Origin of the sequence: Enteractinococcus helveticum (genome assembly GCF_001657475.1) — a bacterium.
Lineage (GTDB): Bacteria > Actinomycetota > Actinomycetes > Actinomycetales > Micrococcaceae > Yaniella > Yaniella helvetica.
Genome location: NZ_LXEY01000012.1, coordinates 70,127 through 92,741, shown reverse-complemented (window position 1 = coordinate 92,741; position 22,615 = coordinate 70,127). Strand labels below are relative to the sequence as shown.

At 58.3% G+C, this 22,615-nt stretch carries 25 protein-coding genes; 11 read left to right on the top strand and 14 right to left on the bottom strand.

Features of this window, described 5'->3' with window-relative positions; translation table 11 throughout:
- A complete protein-coding gene (locus A6F49_RS04105; protein ID WP_043057131.1) occupies positions 1–1,338 on the top strand; it encodes an MFS transporter in 1,338 nt (445 codons plus the stop codon).
- A gap of 1 nt (position 1,339) precedes the next feature.
- Here A6F49_RS04105 and A6F49_RS04100 read toward each other — a convergent pair whose 3' ends face one another.
- From A6F49_RS04100 to A6F49_RS04090, 3 genes are all read right to left on the bottom strand, one after another.
- Complete coding sequence (locus A6F49_RS04100; RefSeq protein WP_052504716.1) at positions 1,340–2,287, bottom strand: LysR family transcriptional regulator; 948 nt, start codon at positions 2,285–2,287, stop codon at positions 1,340–1,342.
- Positions 2,288–2,325: 38 nt separating this feature from the next.
- Entirely contained in the window at positions 2,326–2,730 is a 405-nt protein-coding gene (locus A6F49_RS04095; RefSeq protein WP_150119381.1) for a hypothetical protein, read from the bottom strand.
- A 91-nt stretch (positions 2,731–2,821) separates the two neighbouring features.
- A complete protein-coding gene (locus tag A6F49_RS04090; RefSeq protein ID WP_043057129.1) occupies positions 2,822–4,303 on the bottom strand; it encodes a lipase maturation factor family protein in 1,482 nt (493 codons plus the stop codon).
- 144 nt (positions 4,304–4,447) lie between these two features.
- Here A6F49_RS04090 and A6F49_RS04085 point away from each other — a divergent pair, with 144 nt between their 5' ends.
- The 3 genes from A6F49_RS04085 to A6F49_RS04075 all read left to right on the top strand — a co-directional run bounded on the left by A6F49_RS04085 (position 4,448) and on the right by A6F49_RS04075 (position 6,398).
- Entirely contained in the window at positions 4,448–4,858 is a 411-nt protein-coding gene (locus A6F49_RS04085) for a VOC family protein (RefSeq protein ID WP_043057128.1), read from the top strand.
- A 19-nt stretch (positions 4,859–4,877) separates the two neighbouring features.
- The gene (locus A6F49_RS04080; RefSeq protein WP_201120233.1) at positions 4,878–5,711 is read left to right on the top strand and encodes a CoA transferase; all 834 of its coding nucleotides are present in this window, start codon (positions 4,878–4,880) and stop codon (positions 5,709–5,711) included.
- Between the two features lie 87 nt (positions 5,712–5,798).
- Positions 5,799–6,398, top strand: a complete 600-nt coding sequence (locus tag A6F49_RS04075) for a cadmium resistance transporter (protein WP_043057126.1) — start codon at positions 5,799–5,801, stop codon at positions 6,396–6,398.
- Between the two features lie 30 nt (positions 6,399–6,428).
- On the opposite strand, the gene A6F49_RS04070 is transcribed toward A6F49_RS04075, so the two are convergent.
- Entirely contained in the window at positions 6,429–6,863 is a 435-nt protein-coding gene (locus tag A6F49_RS04070; protein WP_043057125.1) for an arsenate reductase ArsC, read from the bottom strand.
- 5 nt (positions 6,864–6,868) lie between these two features.
- Complete coding sequence (arsB, locus tag A6F49_RS04065; RefSeq protein ID WP_043057173.1) at positions 6,869–8,008, bottom strand: ACR3 family arsenite efflux transporter; 1,140 nt, start codon at positions 8,006–8,008, stop codon at positions 6,869–6,871.
- 92 nt (positions 8,009–8,100) lie between these two features.
- Between arsB and A6F49_RS04060 the strand changes: the two genes are divergently transcribed.
- Both A6F49_RS04060 and A6F49_RS04055 read left to right on the top strand, forming a co-directional pair.
- Positions 8,101–8,454, top strand: a complete 354-nt coding sequence (locus A6F49_RS04060) for an ArsR/SmtB family transcription factor (protein WP_043057124.1) — start codon at positions 8,101–8,103, stop codon at positions 8,452–8,454.
- Positions 8,455–8,495: 41 nt separating this feature from the next.
- A complete protein-coding gene (locus tag A6F49_RS04055) occupies positions 8,496–9,668 on the top strand; it encodes an FAD-binding domain (RefSeq protein WP_043057123.1) in 1,173 nt (390 codons plus the stop codon).
- A 10-nt stretch (positions 9,669–9,678) separates the two neighbouring features.
- Here A6F49_RS04055 and A6F49_RS04050 read toward each other — a convergent pair whose 3' ends face one another.
- Genes A6F49_RS04050 through A6F49_RS04040 form a run of 3 tightly spaced genes read right to left on the bottom strand, consistent with a single transcriptional unit; the run spans position 9,679 to position 12,561 of the window.
- Positions 9,679–10,935 (bottom strand): hypothetical protein, encoded by a 1,257-nt coding sequence (locus tag A6F49_RS04050; protein WP_043057122.1) that lies wholly within the window; start codon positions 10,933–10,935, stop codon positions 9,679–9,681.
- Positions 10,935–11,798, bottom strand: a complete 864-nt coding sequence (locus A6F49_RS04045) for a cytochrome c biogenesis CcdA family protein (protein WP_043057121.1) — start codon at positions 11,796–11,798, stop codon at positions 10,935–10,937. Before A6F49_RS04045 ends, A6F49_RS04050 begins: the two co-directional genes overlap by 1 nt.
- Before the next feature lie 7 nt (positions 11,799–11,805).
- A complete protein-coding gene (locus A6F49_RS04040) occupies positions 11,806–12,561 on the bottom strand; it encodes a DsbA family protein (RefSeq protein ID WP_043057120.1) in 756 nt (251 codons plus the stop codon).
- A gap of 120 nt (positions 12,562–12,681) precedes the next feature.
- Here A6F49_RS04040 and A6F49_RS04035 point away from each other — a divergent pair, with 120 nt between their 5' ends.
- From A6F49_RS04035 to A6F49_RS04020, 4 genes are read left to right on the top strand one after another with little or no spacing between them, the layout of a single operon-like run.
- Entirely contained in the window at positions 12,682–13,245 is a 564-nt protein-coding gene (locus tag A6F49_RS04035; RefSeq protein WP_043057119.1) for a hypothetical protein, read from the top strand.
- Positions 13,242–13,607, top strand: a complete 366-nt coding sequence (locus A6F49_RS04030) for a BlaI/MecI/CopY family transcriptional regulator (protein ID WP_043057118.1) — start codon at positions 13,242–13,244, stop codon at positions 13,605–13,607. The genes A6F49_RS04035 and A6F49_RS04030 overlap by 4 nt, the downstream gene beginning before the upstream one ends.
- Positions 13,604–14,596, top strand: a complete 993-nt coding sequence (locus tag A6F49_RS04025) for a M56 family metallopeptidase (RefSeq protein WP_043057117.1) — start codon at positions 13,604–13,606, stop codon at positions 14,594–14,596. The genes A6F49_RS04030 and A6F49_RS04025 overlap by 4 nt, the downstream gene beginning before the upstream one ends.
- Before the next feature lie 48 nt (positions 14,597–14,644).
- Positions 14,645–15,916 carry an MFS transporter gene (locus A6F49_RS04020; protein ID WP_043057116.1) on the top strand — a complete coding sequence of 424 codons (1,272 nt, stop codon included), beginning with the start codon at positions 14,645–14,647 and terminating at the stop codon, positions 15,914–15,916.
- Here the strand turns inward: A6F49_RS04020 and A6F49_RS04015 are convergent.
- Together A6F49_RS04015 and A6F49_RS04010 are read right to left on the bottom strand one after the other, a co-directional pair.
- On the bottom strand, positions 15,900–16,331 hold the full coding sequence (locus tag A6F49_RS04015; RefSeq protein ID WP_150119379.1) for a hypothetical protein: 432 nt from the start codon (positions 16,329–16,331) through the stop codon (positions 15,900–15,902). The genes A6F49_RS04020 and A6F49_RS04015 overlap by 17 nt on opposite strands.
- Positions 16,328–18,286: a hypothetical protein gene (locus A6F49_RS04010; protein ID WP_043057114.1), complete on the bottom strand. Its 1,959-nt coding sequence runs from the start codon at positions 18,284–18,286 to the stop codon at positions 16,328–16,330. The genes A6F49_RS04015 and A6F49_RS04010 overlap by 4 nt, the downstream gene beginning before the upstream one ends.
- Positions 18,287–18,398: 112 nt before the next feature.
- Here A6F49_RS04010 and A6F49_RS04005 point away from each other — a divergent pair, with 112 nt between their 5' ends.
- Positions 18,399–18,824 carry a hypothetical protein gene (locus A6F49_RS04005; protein ID WP_043057113.1) on the top strand — a complete coding sequence of 142 codons (426 nt, stop codon included), beginning with the start codon at positions 18,399–18,401 and terminating at the stop codon, positions 18,822–18,824.
- 22 nt (positions 18,825–18,846) lie between these two features.
- Here A6F49_RS04005 and A6F49_RS04000 read toward each other — a convergent pair whose 3' ends face one another.
- The 4 genes from A6F49_RS04000 to A6F49_RS03985 form a co-directional block, all read right to left on the bottom strand.
- Positions 18,847–20,220, bottom strand: coding sequence for an NtaA/DmoA family FMN-dependent monooxygenase (locus tag A6F49_RS04000; protein ID WP_043057112.1), 1,374 nt, complete (start codon positions 20,218–20,220; stop codon positions 18,847–18,849).
- A 291-nt stretch (positions 20,221–20,511) separates the two neighbouring features.
- Entirely contained in the window at positions 20,512–21,189 is a 678-nt protein-coding gene (locus tag A6F49_RS03995; RefSeq protein ID WP_052504714.1) for a hypothetical protein, read from the bottom strand.
- Positions 21,190–21,256: 67 nt separating this feature from the next.
- Positions 21,257–22,039: a hypothetical protein gene (locus A6F49_RS03990; protein ID WP_043057111.1), complete on the bottom strand. Its 783-nt coding sequence runs from the start codon at positions 22,037–22,039 to the stop codon at positions 21,257–21,259.
- Positions 22,040–22,199: 160 nt separating this feature from the next.
- Entirely contained in the window at positions 22,200–22,610 is a 411-nt protein-coding gene (locus tag A6F49_RS03985) for a hypothetical protein (RefSeq protein WP_043057110.1), read from the bottom strand.
- Positions 22,611–22,615: the final 5 nt, after the last annotated feature.

Sequence of the window (22,615 nt, the reverse complement as noted above, 5' to 3'; positions counted from 1 at the left end):
ATGACCCAGACGCTTGACTCCCAGGACACCTCGAACCACGAGCTGTCCGAATCGCTAAACACCACCACGATGCGCCGCATCCTAGCCTCGAGCTTCTTGGGCTCGATGATCGAGTTCTACGACTTCATCCTGTTCGCCACCGCGGCATCCGTGGTCTTTTCTCAGGTCTTCTTCGTTGACCTGGATCCGGGTCTGGGCCTGTTCCTATCCTTCACCATTCTGGCGGTCGGCTACGTTGCCCGCCCAATCGGCGGCATCCTGTTTGGGCACTTCGGCGACAAGATCGGCCGCAAGGGCGTGCTGGTCACCTCGATGATGCTCATGGGTGGCACCACCGTAGCCATCGGTTTGCTCCCGACGACGGCGGCAATCGGCGTTGCCGCTCCTGTCATGCTCACCCTCTTCCGCGTCATCCAGGGCCTGGCCGTGGGCGGCGAATGGGGTGGCGCAATGCTCATCGCGCTGGAACACGCTCCGGATAAACGCCGTGGCTTTGCCGCAAGCTTCGCCAACATGGGCGGCCCAGCCGGCGCGGTCCTAGCGACCATCGTCATGAGTATCTTCACCATGCTGCCCGACGAACAGTTCCTCGCCTGGGGCTGGCGTGTACCATTCCTGCTGTCCGCCGTCCTGGTCTTCATTGGCCTGGTCATTCGCATGAAGGTCCACGAATCTCCGATCTTCCAGAAACTCCAGGACGAAGCCGACGAGCGCAAAGTCCCACTGCTAGAAGTCATCTCCAAATACCCCAAGAACCTCATCCTGGGCATCATCTCGGGCATGAGCTCCTACACCGTGCAGGGTCTGATGACCGTGTGGGGTATCGCCTACGTCATCGACAGCGGCCTGGACTCCACCCACGTGCTGTGGGTCAAAGCCCTCGGCGCAGCCTCAACCGTGGTGGTCGTCTGGTTCGCCTCGCAACTGTCGGATAAATTCGGCCGTCGTCCGGTCATGATGGGCGGCATGCTGCTGGGTGCGGTCTTCGCCTTCCCTGTCATGTTCATGCTGGATATGACCAACCTGTGGATGTTCGCGTTCGCATTGCTGCTCACCCAGGGTCTGGTCCAGGGCAGCATCTTCGGACCATTCGGCGCATTCTGTGCCGAAATGTTCCCAACCCATATCCGCTACACCGGTGCCTCGCTGGTCTACCAGACCTCATCCACCCTGGGCGCTGGCTTCACCCCGATGATCGCATCATCTCTGGTGGCCTTCGCCGGCGGTGAGCTGTGGCTGATCGCCGTGGTCTGGATCGCCGTCTTCGTCGTCGCCATTGGCGCCACCATGTTAGTCAAAGAAGGTCGCACCGCCGACCTTGAAGGAACCAAGTTCTAACCTACGACGACGCCGTATTGGGTGCGCGATTGGATGCCGTTTGAGCATCGAGTCGCGCACCTTCTGCTGTGCACACCGCAATGAGCTCGGTCAGGCGTCGACTGTGCCGCTGCTGCACAAACGCAATACAAATGTCACTGGGTTCGAAATTTTCCAACGGGATCGTCACCAACGGCAACCCGTCATAGGAGACATCCACCGGTGGACGCTGCACCAGCACACTCCACCCCAGGCCCCGGGCCACCAGCCCACGAACGGCTTCAAAACTGGTCGAGCGCCACTGGATATTGGGTTCGATCCCACCGGCACGCAGCTTGGGCAACTGGTTCTCACTGACCGCCGGCACATCCAATAACACATACGGGTCATCACCAAACTCAGCAATCGTGGCACTGGTGCGTCCGGCCAACCGATGCGACGGCGCCACCAGAGCATAGCCCTGACCCTTACGGATCACCTGGTGGCGCACCCCATCAATGAGGTGACCGGTATGGGTGAAGACCGCATCGAAACGGCCCTCGAGCATCTGGCGCTGCAATGCCTTGCCATCGCCCTCAACAATCCGCACCGAAACCTGCGGGTTGGGCACAATGAAATGTTCGGCCAGAAACGGCACCCAAAACGGGGCGACGGCCGAATAAATCCCGATGTCCAGTGGTCCCACAAGTTCTTCGGAACGGTCGATCATCTCCTGCTGGACATCGGCGGCGCGAGCCACGAGTTCTCGAGCGTCCGCTAAAAACCTTCTGCCCGACGACGTCAACTGAATTCCGTGACTGCGGGTGCGCACCATCAACTGCTGCCCGACAGCGCGTTCCAGTTCATTGAGTGACTGCGACATCGCCGCCTGAGAAATATGCACTTGGGCGGCAGCAGCCGTCACCGTCCCGACCTCGGCTGCGGCAATGAAATGCTGCAGCTGTCGCAGAGTAAAACGAAACGGATCCACGGGTTTCTCCCTATTGAAATTTGAACATCAGCAACATCTTAGAGCGGCAGGTCTGTCCCGCAAGTTTCTTCAATATACGTGGCAGCATCCTGGATCTCAGGTTCTTGAAGTTGTTCTTCAAGCCCGGAACGCACCGCTTCCAAGTCCCCGCCGGACGAGGCAATCGCAGAGTTCAGTGTTTCACTCATCGTATCGATGGAGTGTGCCAGTTCGTCGTCCTGGGCTTCGTCCGCGATCGTTTCGATCTCGGAGAAGCCGTCACTGACATGTGCAAGGATCTCGCCAAAACCCATGGTGTTTGCGTCGATATCACTAAATTGTTCGATGACGCCGTGGAATCGTTCGCAGGTGACTTCCGGTGGATCGCCGGCTTCCTCAAGATTGTCCTGGCCACCGCACCCGCTGAGCACTGCGAGCGCTAGGACAGCGCAGAGGGTGGACAAGGTCTTTTTCAGTCGCACGGCGTTTCGCCAATCTCTTCGGGATCGGTTGAAGTCAAAAATTACTCTATTGCTCGCATTGGCAAGCTGTCTATTACCCGGTGGGTGGCACGAGGACCCCGAGTTCTGTGCGCCACCAGAACTGACCGGTCTCCCGGCGCTCTGCGGCAGTGGCATACCGGTATTCATAGATTTTCACCCGGATAAGCACCGGCGGCTGACCGTCAAACGGATCATGGCGCAGTAGCTTTCGGATGGCCGGGTCGCCGTCCAAGATCTTGTCCAGGAGGCAGCGGAACCAAGGCTGATTTGGGGATCCCAGCGCCAAGAACCACATCATCCAGTCCAGGCGCAGATGATACGGGGCGACTTGCGGTGGCCTCCTGAACGGGTCACCGGGTTTGCCTTTGAATTCATAGGCCTGCCACCCGTTGTCCTCCGAGGGGTTGGTGTGCAGTGTGCCTTCGATGATAATCTCGCGTCGGGTGTGGGTCATTGCCCCGAATGCTCCGTAGGCGTTGACCAGGTGCCAACGGTTGAAACTGGCATTCATCAACTGATGAGGAGAAAAGAGGTTGCGCAGTGGTTGCCAGCTCAGCGCACACAGGCCAATGAACACGACCCCGGTGAGCACCAGCCACCAGACCGGAGACTGGACCGTCACCTCGCCGTTGAGCACTGCGGCAACATACTCCCAGCCCCAGTCCGGCCAACCACCACCGACAAGGGCATAAAGAAACGAGTCGCTGATGGCAGAAAAAGCGATCAGAATGGTCAGCCAGTTCAGCCACGCGTAATTGCCGGTGATCACCAGCACCAACTGACTCAAAATAATCACGACGGCAGCAATCGAGGCCACCGGCTGCGGGAAGAACAGCAACCAGGGCATGACCAATTGGATTACGTGGCTGCCCAACGTCTCGGATTTATGCCACCACTGCGGCTTCTGGTGCGCCCATCGACTCACCGGATTGGGCATCGGCTGGGTTTGATGGTGATAGTTCATCGCGGTCAAGTTCCGCCAGGACTTATCGCCACGCATTTTGATCATCCCGGCACCGAACTCGACGCGGAACAGCGTCCAGCGCAGAAAAAGCAGAACCAGAAACGGTGGTGCGCCGTCGGGGGTTCCAAGAAATGCGACGACGAAACCGACTTCTAACAGCAGCGATTCCCACCCGAAACCGTAGTAGTACTGACCGATATTGACAATTGATTGATACAGCCACCACATGAGCAAAAAGACCGGGATGGTGGTCCACGCTGGTCCCAACTGCACCAACCCGGCGACGACGCTCAGGCTGAGCACCATGCCGATGACACATACGATGCGCAGCAGCCGGTCACTATATGGAGTGAAGCGCCAGCGGAACAGGCTGGGCTTATCGCGCGAGCTGGTGCGGGCAATGTATTCGGGGGCTGGAGTGAGTCCGTTTTCGCCCAGAAGGGCTGGGAATTGATTGAAGGCCGCCAGAAATGCGGTGCAGTAGATCGCGGCCACCCCGCGTAAGAGCACTTCGCGTGCGATGGTGTAATCGGTGGCCTCCAACAGCGGAAGCCAAGTGTTCCAATCCATTGTCTTTCACCCGCTACATGTACGCTCGCATGTTCTGCGCGTTGAATCCCGGTATGTGATCACCTTACTCCGATCGGTCTATCCCGTGATCACCTGACCACCTACACTTGAGGTCAGACAGCACATCGAGCCGAAGGGTTAGTCATGACCGATACGCAACAACTCTTACCCCATCTGATGTTTCAGAATGGGCGCGCTGAGGAAGCAATGAACTTCTATGTCGAACTGTTCGACGGCGAGGTCCTGATGTTGCAGCGTTACGGCGACGAAACGCCCGATATGAACGGCAAAGTACAAATTGCCACACTTCGTATCGCGGGCGTAGAGCTCAACGTTATGGACAGCCCGGTCCCCCACGAGTTTGATTTCACGCCGTCGATGTCCCTGTCTTTCCGATGCGAATCCGAAGACGAACTCGATCGAATGTATCAAGCGCTCCTAGAGGGCGGCCAGGCAATGATGCCGAAAAACGATTACGGCTTTGCCCCGTTTGCGTGGCTCAACGACCGCTACGGGGTGTCCTGGCAGCTCAACGTTACCCCTCACCACGAGTAAAAGCGCAACCGGGATGCCCGTGCATGATTCAGGAAGCCTGGCCGGGGTGCACGTCGTCACCATTGCACCCAATCTGCCCGGCCCGCTCGCCGCACGACACCTGGTGCAACTGGGTGCTTCCGTCACGAAAATCGAAGCCCCGCATGGCGATCCGGCCCAGGCGTTTCCGCAATGGTTCCAAGCACTCAACGCGGGACAGATCCGCAAAACCCTAGATTTGAAAGTGCCCGAGGACAGGGAGCAGTTCTTCGAGCTGCTGAGCGGTGCTGATCTACTGCTCTCGTCGATGCGGCCGAGCGCAGCTGACCGACTCGGTCTTTACGAGATGGTGGCCCGCGCACAGGTTGCCCACATCGAAATTGTCGGCGATGTCGAAGCACCCGATGAGCCTGGTCATGATCTGACCTATCAAGCCGCAGCCGGATTATTAAACCCACCGGAGATGCCACGCGTCCCCTGGGCCGATGTACTCGGCGGCTACGAGGCCACGATTGCAGCGCTGGACGCACTCCGCGAGCGCGAACACGCCCAAAAGATAGGTAATGACCAGGCCGTTCATCGCAGAGTGGGGCTTAAGCAGGGAGTCGACGACGCCGCGGAAGCGTTTCAGATCGGCGCGACCGCACCGGGCCAGATCCTCTCTGGTACTCACCCGCAATATGGAATGTATCAAACCCAAGACGGATGGATCGCGGTGGCCGCCATCGAACCGCACTTTCATGCAACGCTCACCGCACTGCTAGGTGATAGCCGCTCGACCCTTACAGAACATTTTTCCAAACGTTCGACCGCCCAATGGTTGCAGTTCGCCAAGCAACACGATCTACCGCTCGCTGCGGTCGAGAAAAGGTAAGTCGTAGTCTCTATGCCGAGCTCCACTGCAGGAATCTTCGGCTGCCATGAGTGCCTCGGGGCAGTGAGATATCTTTAGAGGAGACGCGTGGTTCTGACATCCATGCTGCAGGCGATTGGGCTGTTCCTCGCCACGAATATTGACGACGTCGTCATTCTGTCACTGTTCTTCGGTCGTGGCCAGGGCCAACCCGGAACCACCGGCCGCACTCTGCTGGGACAGTATCTGGGATTCATCGGCATTCTTGGGGCTGCCGCGCTAGCGGCTTTCGGTGCGCAAGCTCTGTTACCTGCAGCAGTGCTCCCCTACTTCGGGCTCATTCCGTTAGCCATCGGTCTGTGGGCAGCGTGGCAGGCCTGGCAGCACAGAGGTCTAGACGGTGACGACGCGCAGCTGGGAACCCAGCGAGTGTCAGCCTGGACCGTTGCCGCCATGACATTTGCCAACGGCGGCGACAACATCGGCGTCTATGTCCCAGTTTTTGTGAGCGTCAGCTGGCACACCATCCTGACCTATTGCATCGTCTTTTTATTGCTGGTCGGAATCCTGGTGTTTCTTGCCAAATGGATCGCTTCCAGAAAACCTATCGCCGAAGCGCTAGAACGCTGGGAACATGTTCTCTTTCCGACCGTACTCATTGGTCTGGGGATCATCATTCTCGTAGGCGGAGGGGCCTTTGGGTTGTAAATAAGGACGGCGGTTCCGGTGACACTCGCTTCAGGGTCTCTGCGACGTGCCGGAGGCGGGCAGGAGTTCGGAAATTAGCCGCTGTACTCGGGCTTTGATGTCGTCGCGAATCCGCCGGACCGCCGCGATCCCTTGGCCTGCTGGGTCGTCGAGTTCCCAGTCTTCGTAGCGTTTACCAGGATAGATCGGGCAGACATCCCCGCAGCCCATGGTGATGACAACGTCAGAAGTCTGAACGGTTTCGGGCGCGAGGATCTTCGGGATCGCTGCGGTAATGTCGATGCCTTCTTCTGCCATGGCCTCCACAGCTATGGGGTTGAGTTGCTCGGCTGGTGCGGAACCGGCGGAGCGAACCTCGACCCGGCCATGACCGAACTCTCGAAGGTAGCCTGCTGCCATCTGAGAACGTCCCGCATTGTGGACACAGACGAACAGCACACCGGGAATATTTTCTGACACAGACATGATTTCTAGGCTCCTGTCGTGGTGACGGCTGTGTTTTCTTCTCGGCGGAAAGTGGGCACGGTGGGATCTCCGGGAAAGAGACGACGCCCTAACCATAAGGCGACATACACCAGCCCGACGAGAACCGGCACCTCGATCAGTGGCCCGACCACGCCGGCGAGAGCCTGGCCCGAGGTGACGCCGAAAGTCCCAATTGCCACTGCAATGGCCAGTTCGAAGTTATTACCCGATGCGGTAAAGGCCACCGAAGTGGATTTCGCATAATTCAGTCCCACCATCTTGGACGCAAAGAAACTGACCAAGAACATCAATACGAAATACAACAGCAGTGGGACTGCCATCCTGGCGACATCCAGCGGCTGCGATGTGATGGCATCGCCTTGGAACGAGAATAACAACACGATGGTAAATAGCACTCCGTAGAGTGACCAGGGCCCAATCTTGGGCAGGAAGGTCTCTTCGTACCACTGGCGACCTTTGGCACGCTCACCGAACGTGCGGGTGAGGAATCCGGCGAGCAACGGAATACCCAAAAACACCAGCACCGATACCACGATGGCGCCAATAGAAAATTCCGCCGACGTCGTCGCTAGCCCCAGCCAGGAGGGTAGTGCTTGGAGGTAGAACCATCCCAGTGCGCCGTAAGCGACGACTTGGAATACCGAGTTGATTGCGACTAAGACAGCTGCGGCCTCGCGATCACCGCAGGCCATGTCATTCCAGATGAACACCATGGCAATACACCGAGCCAGGCCCGCGATAATCAATCCGGTGCGATATTCCGGGAGATCCGGCAAGAATGTCCAGGCCAGGATGAACATGAATAGCGGTCCCAGCACCCAATTCAATACCAAGGACAAGATCAGCAGCTTGCGGTCCCCGGTCACCCGCTGGGTCTCGTTATACCGAACCTTAGCCAAGACCGGATACATCATGGCCAACAGGCCGACGGCGATCGGCACCGAGATCCCGCCGATCGTCATAGAATCCAGGATCGCATTCAGGCCCGGCACGAAACGGCCCAGCCCCAACCCGATTCCCATAGCCAGGAGAATCCAGACCGCTAACCACCGATCCAGAAACGACATCTCTTGTACCACCGGCGATTCCGTCGTCGCAGCGGTATTTTGCACAGCAGTGCTCATCATTTACACGAATCTCTCATATTGACGTTCATCAATGCATCGGATCTGAGACTACCCTGACACATTGATGACCGTCAATGTAAGATGGCGTCATGAGCACGACCATCGATGAAGCAACAGCCGCCGCCTCCACTACCCCGTGTTGCTCCCTGACAGCAGGACCCATAGGCGCCGCACAAGCCGAGCGCCTCGCCGAGATGCTCAAAGCGTTAGCGGATCCCACCCGACTCCGATTGCTTTCCCACATCACGGCACAGGGTTGCCAGGAAGTCTGCGATTGTGATCTCACCGAAGAACTTGGGATCACCCAACCCACCGTGAGCCACCATATGAAAAAGCTCGTCGACGCCGGCCTGATTACCCGCGAGCAACGCGGTCGATGGGCACACTATAGCGTCGTCCCAGAAGCCTTCGACCAACTGCGCAATTTTCTAGACCTCAGCTAACCCTAAGGGCGGCCGGGCAAGCTCTGCATGGAAGGAGACTCATGCGAATCCTAATTGTCGGGGCGGGTATCGCTGGGCCAACTCTGGCCTACTGGCTGCGTCGCGACGGGCACCAGGTGACGCTGGTTGAGTCTGCTCCGCAGTTGCGCAAGGGCGGGTACGTCGTCGATTTCTGGGGTGCGGGGTCTGAAGTCGCCGAACGCATAGGGCTCATTCCGCGCCTGATGCGCGAGGGCTACGTGATCAAAGAGCTCCGCGAAGTCTCAGCCGGCGGTTGGACGCTGGCGCGCGTCAACCCAGCAAAAATGATCGACGCCGCTGGCGGCCGGTATGTTTCGATTGCCCGGGCTGATCTGGCCGCGGCGATCTACGATTGCCTCGACGACGACGTGGAGACCATTTTCGGTGACACCGTGGCGGCGCTTGATGACGACGGCCAGCGGGTTCGAGTCGACTTTGCGCACTCTGAGTCCCGCGAATTCGACTTGGTGTTCGGAGCGGACGGTCTGCATTCAAAAGTTCGGTCGCTGGTCTTTGGTCCAGAGGCCGATTTCGAACGCCACGTGGGGCTGGTCGTCTGTGCCCTGGAGCTCGAGGGCTACCGGCCGCGCAATGAGCTGGTCGCCGTCACCCACACAACTATCGGTGTGCAAACCATGCGATCGTCGTTGCACCATGACGCGACCCTGGTGCTGTTTACCTTCCGCGACGATCGCCCCATCCCATTCCACGATGTGGCGGCACAACAAGAGCTGCTGCGCACCAGATTGCACGGCATCGGTGGTGAAGTCCCGAACATCCTCGAATACTTACCAAAAGCCAAGTCATTTTATATGGACCGGGCCAGCCAGATTCGCATGCCCACATGGTCTCGCGGCCGCGTTGCACTCCTGGGCGATGCCGCAGCGGCGCCCTCCTTGTTGGCGGGGCAAGGTTCAGCGCTCGCCATGGTGGGTGCCTACGTCTTGGCGGCACAGCTACGCCGTACCCAGGGCAACCACCAACAGGCTTTTGCGGCCTATCAGCGGCAGCTGCAACCCATGATTCAAGATAAACAGGATGCTGCCCTGCAATTAGACATCGCGTTTGCGCCAAAGGATCGCAAGCAGCTGTACATGCGCAATGCGACCATCCGCCTTATGGGGCTGCCATTCGTGTCGAAACTCGTCATGGCACGCAGCCTGCGCGATCCCATTGAACTCCCCAGCTGGTAACGACGACTAACTATCCCTCATGGTCTTCGGCCGAGGCTGCGGGTACCAGATAGTATTCGTCATCGGCTTCGAGGATGCCGGCACCGGTTGCAGTGATCACGCTGGGCACTGTGAGCACTCCTGCATCTTGCGGATCATAGGACCGCCCAATCGCACCGGTCAAAACATTGCGCGCTTCGACATTGCCCTCGGCGTTTCGCAGATATGCAATCGCCGCTCCGACACCGATCAGATCCGCGCCGTTGTGGGACTCTTCGTAAAGTTTGTGCTCCTCGACGTCATAGCCGACGATATTTTTGCCAATGGTCACCCAGGTTTGGCTCGACGGGTCCTGACCTGCCGCAGAAAGCTGGTCAGCGATCACCTGTCCATCAGTAAGTGTGACCAGGATCCGGTCCGTATCGTCGGTGCCAATGAGCACACCCCCGGACTGCTCTTCGGCGATCGGGTTCGGCGTCGGAGCCTTCGCAGTCAGCCGCTGTGTGTCCCAGGCGTAGTCATCCAGCGGGATGCTCCACTTGGGCTGTCCGGTGAGTCCGTCTTGGGCTAGGCCACTTGCGCTATGTGCTTGCACCTGCTCGTCGACAACTAACAGCACGATGCCGTGGAATTCCCCGAGGATCGCCACTTCGGGCGTCTCGCGCTCGTCGATGAGGACGTCGCCGGTAGCTGGATCCAGCACGACTTGTGGTCCGGACTCCCCCATGGCTTCTTCCGACGGTGCAGCAAACACGATCCCCGGACCGTGATGCGGGCCGGGGACCTCGACTGGGCCCCAGGATTGGTCGCCCGTCTGCAGGTCATAGGCGGCCGCAACGGTATGCCCAAAGGTCTGGACATCGGCGTCAATGTCGGTGAGGACCGCATAGCTTTGCTCGTCGTCGGCGGTGGTGAGGGTGAAGCCGGTGCAACTGAGCGGTCGTTGTGCTTCCCAGAGGATCGTCCCAGTGTCATCAACGGCTCGGAATGTCAGGATGTCGTCGTTATGTCCTGCGGACAAAAATACGTCATCGGCGCCGTGCGGTGGGGTCTGCCAGCCGGGTGCGACCAGGGCTTGGTGGGTGAACTGCAGCGGTACGCGCAGTTCGTCTTTCTTTACTTCGGTCGCCGGGCTGTTGACCTGGGCTGGTGCGGGATCATAGTCCGGTAAGGTTTGGCCTTGCGAGCTGTCGCCCCCGGAACCGCACGCGCTCAGGAGGACTGCGGCAGCCAGTGCCGCCCCGAAGCGCCACCGTCTCCGCGGCAGGATAGAGTGCAGCAAGACCATTAGAGCACTTCCTCTTCAGAGGGTTGCTGGACCTTCACCTGGTTGCGACTTCGTCGCACGGCCCAGATGGTGATCACCACAACGACGACTGCTGCAAGCAATATGGCGTCGACCAGTGGGTTCGCCAAGACACCGCTGTAGGACTGCAGGCCGCGTTGGATACCGGTAGGCAGCAGAGATGGCGCACTGACCAGGCCGTTAGTTGTCCAGAAGACGACACCCAGCGCGACGATCAACAGACCCGTGACGACCGAGGTGGTGTGGAGATCGCGACCCAGAAATCGGAATCCGCGACCGCGTAGCACCGAGAGTGCCCGAGGGCTGAGTTTGTGCCACACTGCGGCCAGGATCGTGAGCGGCACGACCATTCCCAGGCCATAGACAGCCAGCATGACTCCGGCGTTCCACGTATTGCCCTGGGCCACGGCCAGCGTGAGGATTGCACCGAGAATTGGGCCGGAGCAGAATCCAGCCACACCACTGGCGGCTCCTAAGAGTACGGTGCGGACGAAGCCGCCGCGGCTGTGAGCACGCTGCTGTAGCGATCCGGCACCCGGCAGTGCTTTCGACAAATCGAAACCAAACCCTGCGGCTTGCACCAGTCCTAAGAGAATCAGGATCACAGAGGTCGTCACGATGAGCGCACCCCGGTATTCGGTTAGCAGACTACCCACCGCGCCGAGTCCTAGCCCGAGCGGTACCAGTGTCACCACGAGTCCGAGGTAGAACACCCCGCCGTGTAAGAGCAGGCGCATGCGTTGGCCGATGACCGAGGCAAAGAATGCGGGTAACAGCAGCGCACCGCAGGGGCTCAATAGGGCGAGCACGCCACCGAGAAACGCTGTGACTAGACTGATTTCCATAGTCTATTCACTCCGACGCGTCGGTGAGTGCTTGATCCACGGCGTCAACAAACACGTCGGTGGGTTGTGCCCCGACCATTGGCTGGCCACCCACTATGAATGACGGCGTCGAGTATGCTCCGAGGTCAGTACCCAGGCGCTGATTTTCCAAGATCTGTTCCTGGACTGCTTCTGAGTGCATATCTTCGAGGAATTGGTCTGTGTCCAGTCCGAGCTCTGCGGCCAGGTCTAGGAGAGCTTCTTCGCTGAGCTCAGCGGGCTGCCTGATCTCGCCGTCGGCCAATAAGGCCTGATGGTATTCCATGTAGGAATCTTGTAACGCTGCGGCGTAGGCGGCATGTGAGGCGCGCACGGATTCTGGACCAAAGACATTCAGATCACGAAACTCGATGCGCAGCTGCTCGTCGTCGACGTAGTCCATCATGACCGGTAGCGTTTCATCCATCCAGGATGCACAGAACGGGCATTGATAGTCCGAGAACATCACCATCGTCACTGGAGCATCCACCGTGCCAATGCTCAACGGGTCCTCGCTGTCGCGTCGCTCGACGTGGCTCAGATCAATCTCGTCTTCTTCGCCCTGCGGGACAACATCAACGACCCCGCCCCCTTCACCTTCGGGCCTGTTTGCGACGTCGGAATCATTGGAACTCCCCGAACCGAAGAAGAGAAAATATGCCGCGGCAATCACGACAAGGGCGGCGATACCAACGATGACTGGGAGAAGCCACGGTGGTTTCGAACTGGAGGGTTGTTGCGGCAAAACGATTCCTTCATATACTTTACGTTTTCGATTTCCAGAGGACCATAGTTACTATGCGAGATAGTAACAACTCCGGCAGGCAACTATACATCATCATTACTATCAGGCATAGTAGATGCCATGCTCACAACCCTTGGATACGCCAAACAAGCCCTGGGTCAATGGACGGCGCGCCAAATTCTCATGGCGGCACTGGCCGCCATTGCCGTTGGTTTGCTCATCGGAATAGCGACAGTCCTAATCCCCAATCCCGTGTTCGCACGTGACATTCCACCAGTGTGGTGGAATTATCCTGTTTGGATTGTCACGTCTATTATCAGCGGAATGCTGATAGCCACCTATATCCAACCGGTCTCATCGGTGGACGAAGATGCCATAGCCCTTGACCCCAAAGGACGCCAAGGAAAACTCGGCATGCTCGGTGGTTTCCTATCATGGTTCGCTGTCGGCTGCCCAGTCTGCAATAAACTGGCGCTGATCGCGTTCGGTTACTCTGGTGCTATTACCTATTTCGCTCCGATCCAACCGTTTTTGGGGGTTGCGGCACTTCTGCTCACCAGCGTCGCCCTGCTGTGGCGGCTCAAAGGGCAGATCGTGTGCAGGGTGGCACCAACCCCACCTGCGAATCAGTCTTTCACTCAGGAGCACGTCAGCACACAGGAGCACGTCAGCACACGCCTATGACCACCGCACGAAACCACCCGGCGCCTCAGCTGGGAGAACTAGAACAACAAGTCATGAATCTCTTGTGGGACTCTAGTCCTCGCAGCGTCCGCGACGTCATGGATGTTCTGCCCAGCAATCCGGCCTACACCACCATCGCCACGGTCATGCAGAACCTCAAAACCAAACACATGGTGCGCTCCGAACGCAAGGGGCGATTTGTCCATTACCTCCCGCAGCTGAGTCGTGAAGAATACGTCGCACGACAGATGCATCAAGCGTTGGATTCCAGCCAGGATAAAGCCGCTTCGATCCTGCATTTTGTCCAAGACATGCCAGAAGAAGGACTACAAATGCTGCGCAATTACCTGGAGCAATCATGACTGCGTTACTCATCGCCGCGGTGTTGACCGTCACCGTCATCACCAGCGGGTTAACGAGCGGGATACTCGTCCGCAAGGCAGCACCCGCGTTGATGTTGAAACCCCGTGTGGCGGTAGTCGCGCTGTTGGCAACAGCCAGCGTCTGGATCGCCAGTTTCGCCGCGCTGGGCCCTATGCTTGCTTGGGGTCTGTCTGGACCCAGCCATGTCATGCCGGGAAACACCGGAGTGGTCTGTCAACGGTGTCTCAATGCGGCAAACCCGCTGCCATCGGGGTTAACAGTTGACACGTTCATCCCAATCATTGTCCTGCTGGCAGTGCCGGTCTTCCTCTGGCTGTTGATGGTCGTGAGCGGTTACCGGTACTTCCGCCGAAGCGTCAAACAACGTCGACGTCTCGAACAAGCCCTGCGGCACACGGCCTATCGAACACGGCTTGCTGGACATGATGTCACCGTGATTGAACATTCGCACCCTACGGCCTTTGCGCTAGCAAATCGTGGCTGGGGCATCGTCGTCTCTACCGCACTCCTCGAGCTGCTCACTCCAGATGAGTTGACCGCCGTTGTCACCCACGAAGCCGCACACCTGCGGCAACGACACCACCTCATCTTGGGCCTATTTCAGGGTGCAATTGCTCCGTTGCGTTGGGTTCCGCTGATTGCTGCCATAAACTCCGCGGTGCCGCACTACCTGGAAATGGCTGCCGACAATACCGCGCGTTACCGCACGAGTACACCGGTTTTGGCCAGTGCGCTATTGAAGTTGGGCGAAAGGTCTGGTCCGGGCGTCGCCCATCATGCGTGTGGAGCCATCGCGTTGCATGCGGCCGGGATTGACCGGATCCGGCACCTTGTCGCACCGCCCAACGGCAAACGCGGCCTAGTGTCTATTTCTACGATGGTACCTGTCACTGGGATTCTTCTTGCCGGTAGCCTCGTAGTCCACCTGCCGTACCTGAATGCCATCTTAGATGGCTGTTTGATGTAACCCTCACGTGATATCGCACCGCAACCATCTTCACAGGAGCCAGCCGATTTGACCACGTCCGTTGACACGATCACACCGCAACAGCGCCAACGACTCCACCGTCGCACCTTGCTCACGGTGGTGATGAGTCAAGCCTTCGGTGGTGCGGGACTGGCTGCCGGCATTTCCGTGGGCGCACTGATCGCCCAGGACCTGCTCGGCACCGAGGCGCTCTCCGGTGTACCGACCGCATTATTCACGCTGGGGGCCGCGCTGACCGCATTTCTGATCGGTCGTGCTACCCAACGAACGGGACGACGGCGCGCTCTGGGTTTCGGCTTTATTGCCGGCGGCATCGGCGCCATCGGGGTGGTCATCGCTACGCAAATTTCCAGCCCAGTATTCCTCTTCGCTTCGTTATTTATCTATGGTGCGGGGACGGCAACCAACATGCAAACCCGCTATGCGGGCACGGATTTAGCACCGGCACACCGCAAGGGCACCGCGGTGAGCATCGCCATGGTCGCCACCACCATCGGCGCGGTCGCAGGCCCCAACCTCATCGAACCACTCGGCGACCTCGCCGAACGCTTCGGCCTGCCATCACTGACGGGGCCCTTCCTGCTGGCAGCAGTCGCCTACCTCGTCGCGGGCAGCATTCTGGTAACCATGCTGCGACCCGACCCCTATGTGGTTGCCAAACAACTTCAGGCCCAAGACAGCGCGCAAGGCGTCGAGGTCACCGCCCCACCAGTCGTAGAGAAACCGTCGCGACTCGTTCGAGTCGGGGCACTCGTGCTCGTCATTTCGCAGATGGTCATGGTGGGCATTATGACGATGACCCCGGTGCACATGCGCGCTCATGATCATTCGCTGGGTGCCGTCGGACTGGTCATTGGACTCCACGTCGCGGCCATGTGGTTGCCCTCCTTAATCACCGGACCGTTAGTCGACAGGGTCGGTCCCCGGCGCATGGCGATTTCCGGGGGTATCGTCCTCCTAGCCACTGGACTGCTGGCTGCTTTTGCACCCGCTGAGAATCTGGTCGCACTGGTGGTTGCCCTGATGTTGTTGGGCATCGGCTGGAATATTGGACTGGTCTCTGGCACCACGCTGATTGTGCACGGGACCCAGCCCGACACCCGTGCCGCCACGCAAGGCAGCATCGACGTGTGGTATCAAATTTTCGGTGCGGGTGCCGGGGTATTTTCTGGAGTGCTCATGAGCGCGGCAGGATTCGGCATCCTCACGGTGGTCGGTGGGATCTTGGCGCTGATCATTGTTCCTGCGGCCGTATTAGCGCCGAAAACCCACGCCGATGCGGTTACTGAACGTCGCTGACAGCTCTATTCTCCTCAGTGGGTAGCCGCCGGAAATCTTTGGCATCTGCGGCATGGCCCAATAAGGTCCCACCCTGGGCTCGTCGCTGCGAGACCGCACCGAATTTGAATTCATATGGACCCGGCTCAAACTGCGCGGCCACGCCCTCGACGTTGTCTTGGCTCGTGCCGACCCGGTAGACAACGGTTCCGCAGTCACGGGTCTCCACCGCGACATACCAGGGTACCGAGGAGTTTCTACCACCGCGCTGGGTCTTAGCGCTCATGACCTCGCACTCGACCCACGTGAGGTTCTGGGCATCTCGCCAAGGATCAGTGAAAGCCCAGGTCATGAAGAGCAACCCACCGAACATGATCAACAAGGTCACAACGGTTTGAGTCCGGGTCGGGGTCTTGTTTCGACGACGTGCCATCACGACCCCGAGGAGATGTCCTCAACCACCCAGGTCACCCGACCCGGATAGTCGTAGCTATAAGACACCTGCATATTCGTAGCTTCGTCACCCATGACGAAGTATCCCAGCTGGCCGGTCGCGCACTGTCCGGCCTCCAGCTCGCGTGGTTGCAGCGGATCCTCAACGTCCTCCACGTCGTGTGCGAATTGTGACGGCTCACCGTGAGTCATGGAGAACAGCTCCGGGTCCACGAAGTCCTCGTCCTCGGCGGCGCAATATTCGATATCCGCCACCAGATGCACGCCCGTGAATGCTGCGAACTCGCTATCCTCGCCCGGTTCAAACTCGGCCACGTCAACGGTGACGCGCGACCAGTTCGCCAACGTCGCAGTCTCTCCCGCTGCCGTTTTGACCTGCTCTGCAGCACGTTCCGGCTCATCTTGTCGAGCCTGCGGCGGGTCCATGTGCTCGGGTGCCGGTTCGCCAACCTCGCGCAACCCTTCCGCCCAGGACATCAACACCGCAAACATGATGATGGCCACCGGCGCTAACCCAACCGCCCACTTGAGCATCCGCGACTTGCCAACCTGCCGTCGGACCTGCGCTGTCGGGATCAGGTCGCCGGCGGTAATCCGCGGCACGCCCTGGGTACGCTGGGTGATCAACTCGCGCAGCTGATTTTGTTTGCGATACACATCGAAAATGACGTCCACCGTGCGGTACTGGTCATCGATGAGCACCACGGCATCAGATGGGTCCTCGATCACCAGCGCCAGGTTGTGTACGTCCACCACATCGACCGTCACCGCGCCGTGGCCACCAGCATAACGATGCTCGATGACGCCGGTGCCGATCACCAGGTGGTCGCGGCCAGCTTTTCGCTTGAATTTCGGACCATCCGCGGCGGGCAAGGCCTGGTCAATCGGTTCGTACCCGGCCGGAAGGTGCGAGAAGGGGTCTGTGTAGAACCGCATCGTTGCCCGGGCCTGCGCTACCGCCTGGTGCGTGGCATCCAACGAAGCGAATTCGTCATCCAGACCGTGGACCCGACGGGCTAGAATTCTACTGAGCGGCCGGTTGTCGACCTCGAACTCCACGGCGTCGGCAATCCGGTGATCCGGAATCGGTTTGGAGACAATCAACTGCTGGATCTGCGAGCGCTGTTGCCCATGCAAAATAGCATCCACGACCATCAGGGTCGCCAACGTATCCGGACCCACGGACACCAGAGAAACTTCGATGCCCAGATCGCGCCGGGTCACGTCATGAATATGCTGGACCGTTTGTTGGGCCAGCACTCGCACGGCGGCGGCACCATCGGCCGAACTGGGCACCATGACCGAGATCAACGGATAACCCGCACGAAATTCCATCCCGCCCGGGCGCGCATCGGCACGATACCGCGAACGCTCCACACCCGCCAATCCCCCGGTAGGTGCCGCAAATGCGTTGGAGATCAGCTGCTCGGTATTCGTGCACATCACCGCCCGAACCTGGCCCGCAGCGGGATTCAGGTGTCCTAACAACATAAACGGGTCACCCGCAGCCTGTGGTTGCACCACCTGCGAGGCGGCTAACGTCAACGAGGTCAACCCAAACCGGGTCGTGATATCCCGCGGGGCTGCTGAGATCCGTACATCCACCGGATCGGAGATGTCCACCGTCTGGCGGCCTGCCAAAACGTCAGCCAACCGCTGCCACGCCGCCGACAGGGTCGCTACATCCCCGCGCATGCCAATGGTTGTCGTATCAGAACCCACCGTCACCGACACTTCCGGCACCGAAGCTCGCCCAAAACCGGTCTCGACGGGGCGCGACAGCTCCGTCTGCAACATGCCCGCAGCCAACTGCAGGGTCCCAAACTCCTCGACTGGCTCATGCACCAACCCGTAACCGAGCACTAAGCTCAGGTACGGTCCGGTCTCCGGGGTCTCAAGTACGTACCAGTCATAACCATCAACTTCGCGCCACTGCATCCTTCGATACTAACCATTGCTTCCACCTTGCAGCGTGCATGACCGACGACGACACCACCGTCGTAGAATCGACTCGATCCTACCCCTGCCCCAACCGTTTGAGGAGGCACCCGTGAGCCACGCGCAGCCCGTTGAACCCAAGGCACCCAAGACGGTGGGCCAACGCCTGGTGGGATTAGCATTTCTACTCATGGTCTTGTGGTTCCTGGTGTTGATTCCCTTTGGTTTCATATCGATGGGCGCCGGCTATCCCAGCGATCTGCGCTGGGGCGTCTGCAATGTCACGCAGGCCACCGCAGAAGAAACCCGCGACGACGAGCTCCCCTGGCGCATCGTCCTCGAATCCACCAACTGTCCCACCTTGATCTATACCGATGGGCTCACATATGACAACGCCCACGGCCTGGCCAGCACGTTCGAGCAGGCACCGTATGAGGTGCGCGTGCACGAGTCCGCGATCGACGTCGACGGCAGCATCCGCTATGCCAAGGAACTGAAAATCCACTCTTACCGGCCAGCGCCACAGGAAGGAACGTGATCCCATGCCACGGACCGGGCTTTTACAGGGATCTTTTAGATCCTCGATAGGCACCCCCGGTGGAGTCTTGTGGCAACCAATCTGTCCCGAATATGCGACCACGAAGCGTTTGAGAGTGAGCCTCGTCCTGTAATGCCGCCCCAAGGTGTCCACGTGCTCGCAGTTCCGGCGTGACAAACTGCGCGAACGCCGTCATATCCGGGCCACGGAGAGCGTAGTCGATGTTGAAGCCGTCAACACCAGCTTCTCTTACCCACCGTTCCAGTTCGTCGACGACGGTCTTGCCGGATCCTACAATGACGGGACCGCGAGCGCCGATGGACATATATGCTGCCAGATCGGCGATGGTCCATGCTCGGTCTGGGTCCATTGAGGTAAAGGATTGCAGTGCAGAACGGTTGCCTTCAATATGCACCTCTTGCAATACGTCGTCTGGCTGATATTTCGATAAGTCCAGGCCCGTCCAGCCAGCAAAGAGGGCAAGGGCCGCGTCTTGATCAACGTATTGGCTGTAATCGCGGTAACGCTGATAGGCTGCTTCATCTGTCTGGGCTGCGATAACTGTTACTGAGGTGATCAGACGCGCCGTTTCCCGGCGGCGTCGGGCAGCCTGGAGTTGTTGTTCTACCTGGTCAACTAACTGGCGCACGTTGTCCGGTGAGGTACCCGAGAAGAAAAGTGCCTCGGCATGTTTCACGGCAAACTCGATACCGCGAGGCGATGACCCTGCTTGGAAGAGTAACGGTGTGCGCTGTGGGCCCGGTGTCACCAGAGCCGGACCCGGGACAGTGAACCAGTCACCGGAGTGATCAATCGGATGGACTTTCTTCGGATCGATATAGGTGTTACTGGTGACATCACCAATAATCGCATCAGGCTCGACGGAAGCTTCCCATAAGCCGTAGACGACTTCCATGTACTCATCGGCGCGGTCATAGCGTTGGTCATGTGGCAGCAGGTCTTCACCACCGAGGTTGCGCAGTGCAGAGCGCTGGTACCCGGTAACGATGTTCCAACCGACCCGCCCATTGGTTAGGTGGTCCAAGGTGGCAAACGTACGGGCTAATAAATATGGCGGCAGATACGAGACATTGGCCGTGACCCCAAAACCGATGGTCGAAGTTTCGGCTGCCAGGGCACTGATCAACAGTAATGGATCAAGTGCCGGGTATTGCATGCCAGCACGAATTGCCGTTGTGCCGGTGCCTTCATAGACGTCGTACAGTCCCGAGACATCCGCGAAAAACATGGTGTCAAAGCCTGCTTCTTCCAGCATGGCCGCATGTTTCTTCCAAAAATGCAGATCAGAGTACTGGGCGTGCTGCGCCTCTGGGTGACGCCACAATCCTGAAGTTTGATGAGTTGGGACCAACATGTCCAAAGCACTGAGAAACATGCGTATAGTATCCCACGACGTCCGAAGCGAATCAGATTATAAGACTCCACATCCACGATGTCGCAACTCACCTACTATTTGCTACGGTTATCCACACATATGTCCCGCACTTGAGCTTCGTTAAAGAAATCGCCCCGGTGCTACACACGCGGCACTCCCAGCCAGGTGGCCTCACAGCCTGATATCTCAGCCGAAGCGTGCCTGCCCTTTAACACTGGGGCTGCCAGCACGCCAAGCGGCAACGGCCGTGCCCCATCGGAGTCGAAACAGCGCATCTGTAGCAAACAGCACTTAGTTGACATAGGTCTGTGGAGGCTGCGCCAACGCTTGGAGGCGATCCAGCTCTTCGGGATGAGCATCATAGAAAGCGCGGTGATTGGCATAAACATCGGCGGCGAGCATATTGCGATGTGCCTGCGCGGTATCTTCCCACTCTGGATCATCAACGCCGACTTTTTGGAGTCGAAACCGCCGGTATTGCAGCTCTTCCAGTAACCGGATAAACACTAGCGAGTAATCAAACCGGTTGTAATCAATATTGATCATCGTATCCCCGGCATAGAGCTTGTACCGTTGCATACCGACACCAAATCGATCAATGTCTTCAAACCGAACCTGTCGGTAGAACAGTTTGCCGAATCGAGTCCAGGCTTTCTCTCGGTTCACCCCAAAACGACGGAACAGCCCCATCAGCAACAACAGATAGCAAAACAAGGTGAATAATCCAGGCAGGATGATTGAGAAGATATCGTCACTCGTGCCGTCGAGATACTCGCTGATTGGTATCGGCATAATCAGCGTCATGAGCAGACTCAGTAACAACCCGAGCGGGACCCAGATCTTTGCTTGCGAAAAGACGCGAGGATCTTCAGGGTGCGTGCTCATCTTGCGCAATCGCCTCTGCACCGGGCCGCCTGCTGCTCCGGTGGCAAAAGCCGCACCGTGGCCGAGATGGTTCGATTCAACCATAAAAATCCTAACTCCCCTCACATACACCAGCTCAAGATACTGGAGTGTTCGTCGTCGATTCTATTGCTTAACTTTCTGTGGGTAAGCTTGCTCGAATACCACCCGCCATGGAACCTGCGTTTATCCAGTGATCATCCCGTCTGAGGTCGATACGACCGTTTTTGACGAACTGAGCCACCAGCATCTGAGCTCGAGTACGGGTGCACCAAAAACTCTCAGGGATCAGACCTTCCACGTCCCCAATAAACATGGGCTGTGCTTTCATATCATCCTGATTCTTAGCACTGTGCTCTGTGTAGACAGACCACGACTCATCGTCGATCTGGTCATCCGCATAGTAGATCACGACATGATCGTTCAGACCACCCGCAATTTCTAGGCTTCGACGATCGTCGATGAACTGCAACAGGGTCAGATGGTAGTCATCAAGTTGCTTGGCTAACTCATCAGGAGCCAACAGTGGTGTCTCAATTTTGCCAGCCGACGACCAAGCCTGTACCGCGAGGCCGTCAGTGCGATAGCCCTGCGTTTTCGTTGCCCGAGACAGCTCTGGTTTCCCGAACCCAAGAGCTCCCATCACATACCCCATGGGACTCATAAAAAACCAAAACTGGTCGGGCCGAAAATCACCCTCTCTGAAAGCAAACAGTGCTAGATACACAATGCCGAAGACCAGCAGGACGCCCCACCAGCGCAGCCGTATCCGTGAACCGAGGTGTATCCCGCCAAGGACCACAAACGTCACAAACGCCAGGACACTGACCAAAATTTGTTTGCCCAGATGCTCAGGTTGAGAGAAGAAGACTGGCCCCACGATCGCCAGCACAATAAAAATGCACAAGACCAGCATCGCGAGGATGGTATTCGATAAACCGTCTCACTGTTGTTTTTTCAACGCAATATCACTGTCCAATCTCGCAGGACCGATTCATCTCATTCAATACCGGATCGCCTTGTTGAGTGCGCCGATTTCTCTGACGCTGTCAATATCTCAATTCCGAATACAAAACTTACTCAGCCCATCGGAACTCCTGGACCGATGGGGCGATCGTGGGCCACCAGCCATCGGCCAGACGACGCGACACCCAACTCATTTTCAGTTCGTATGCGCCAGGTTTAATGGAGCGAGCTATCTGTTCCACGTTGTCTTCGGTCACGCCCTCAGAATAGATCACATCTTGGCAATCGGTCGTACGAATCTGCACCTTCCACGGCTGCATACTGGTGTTATCACCCTGAAACGGGGTGGCCTCGATGACTTCGCACGTCGTCCACCGCTGATCCAAAGAATCCAACCACGGAAACGACAACGCAACGGCCCCGACCACAACGCACACACCCAAGATCACCGTGGCGATGATCTTAGATCGACGTGTGACACCAGGCCGTCCGGGCTGATCGTCAGGCTGAAAATCGCTCATGCCGG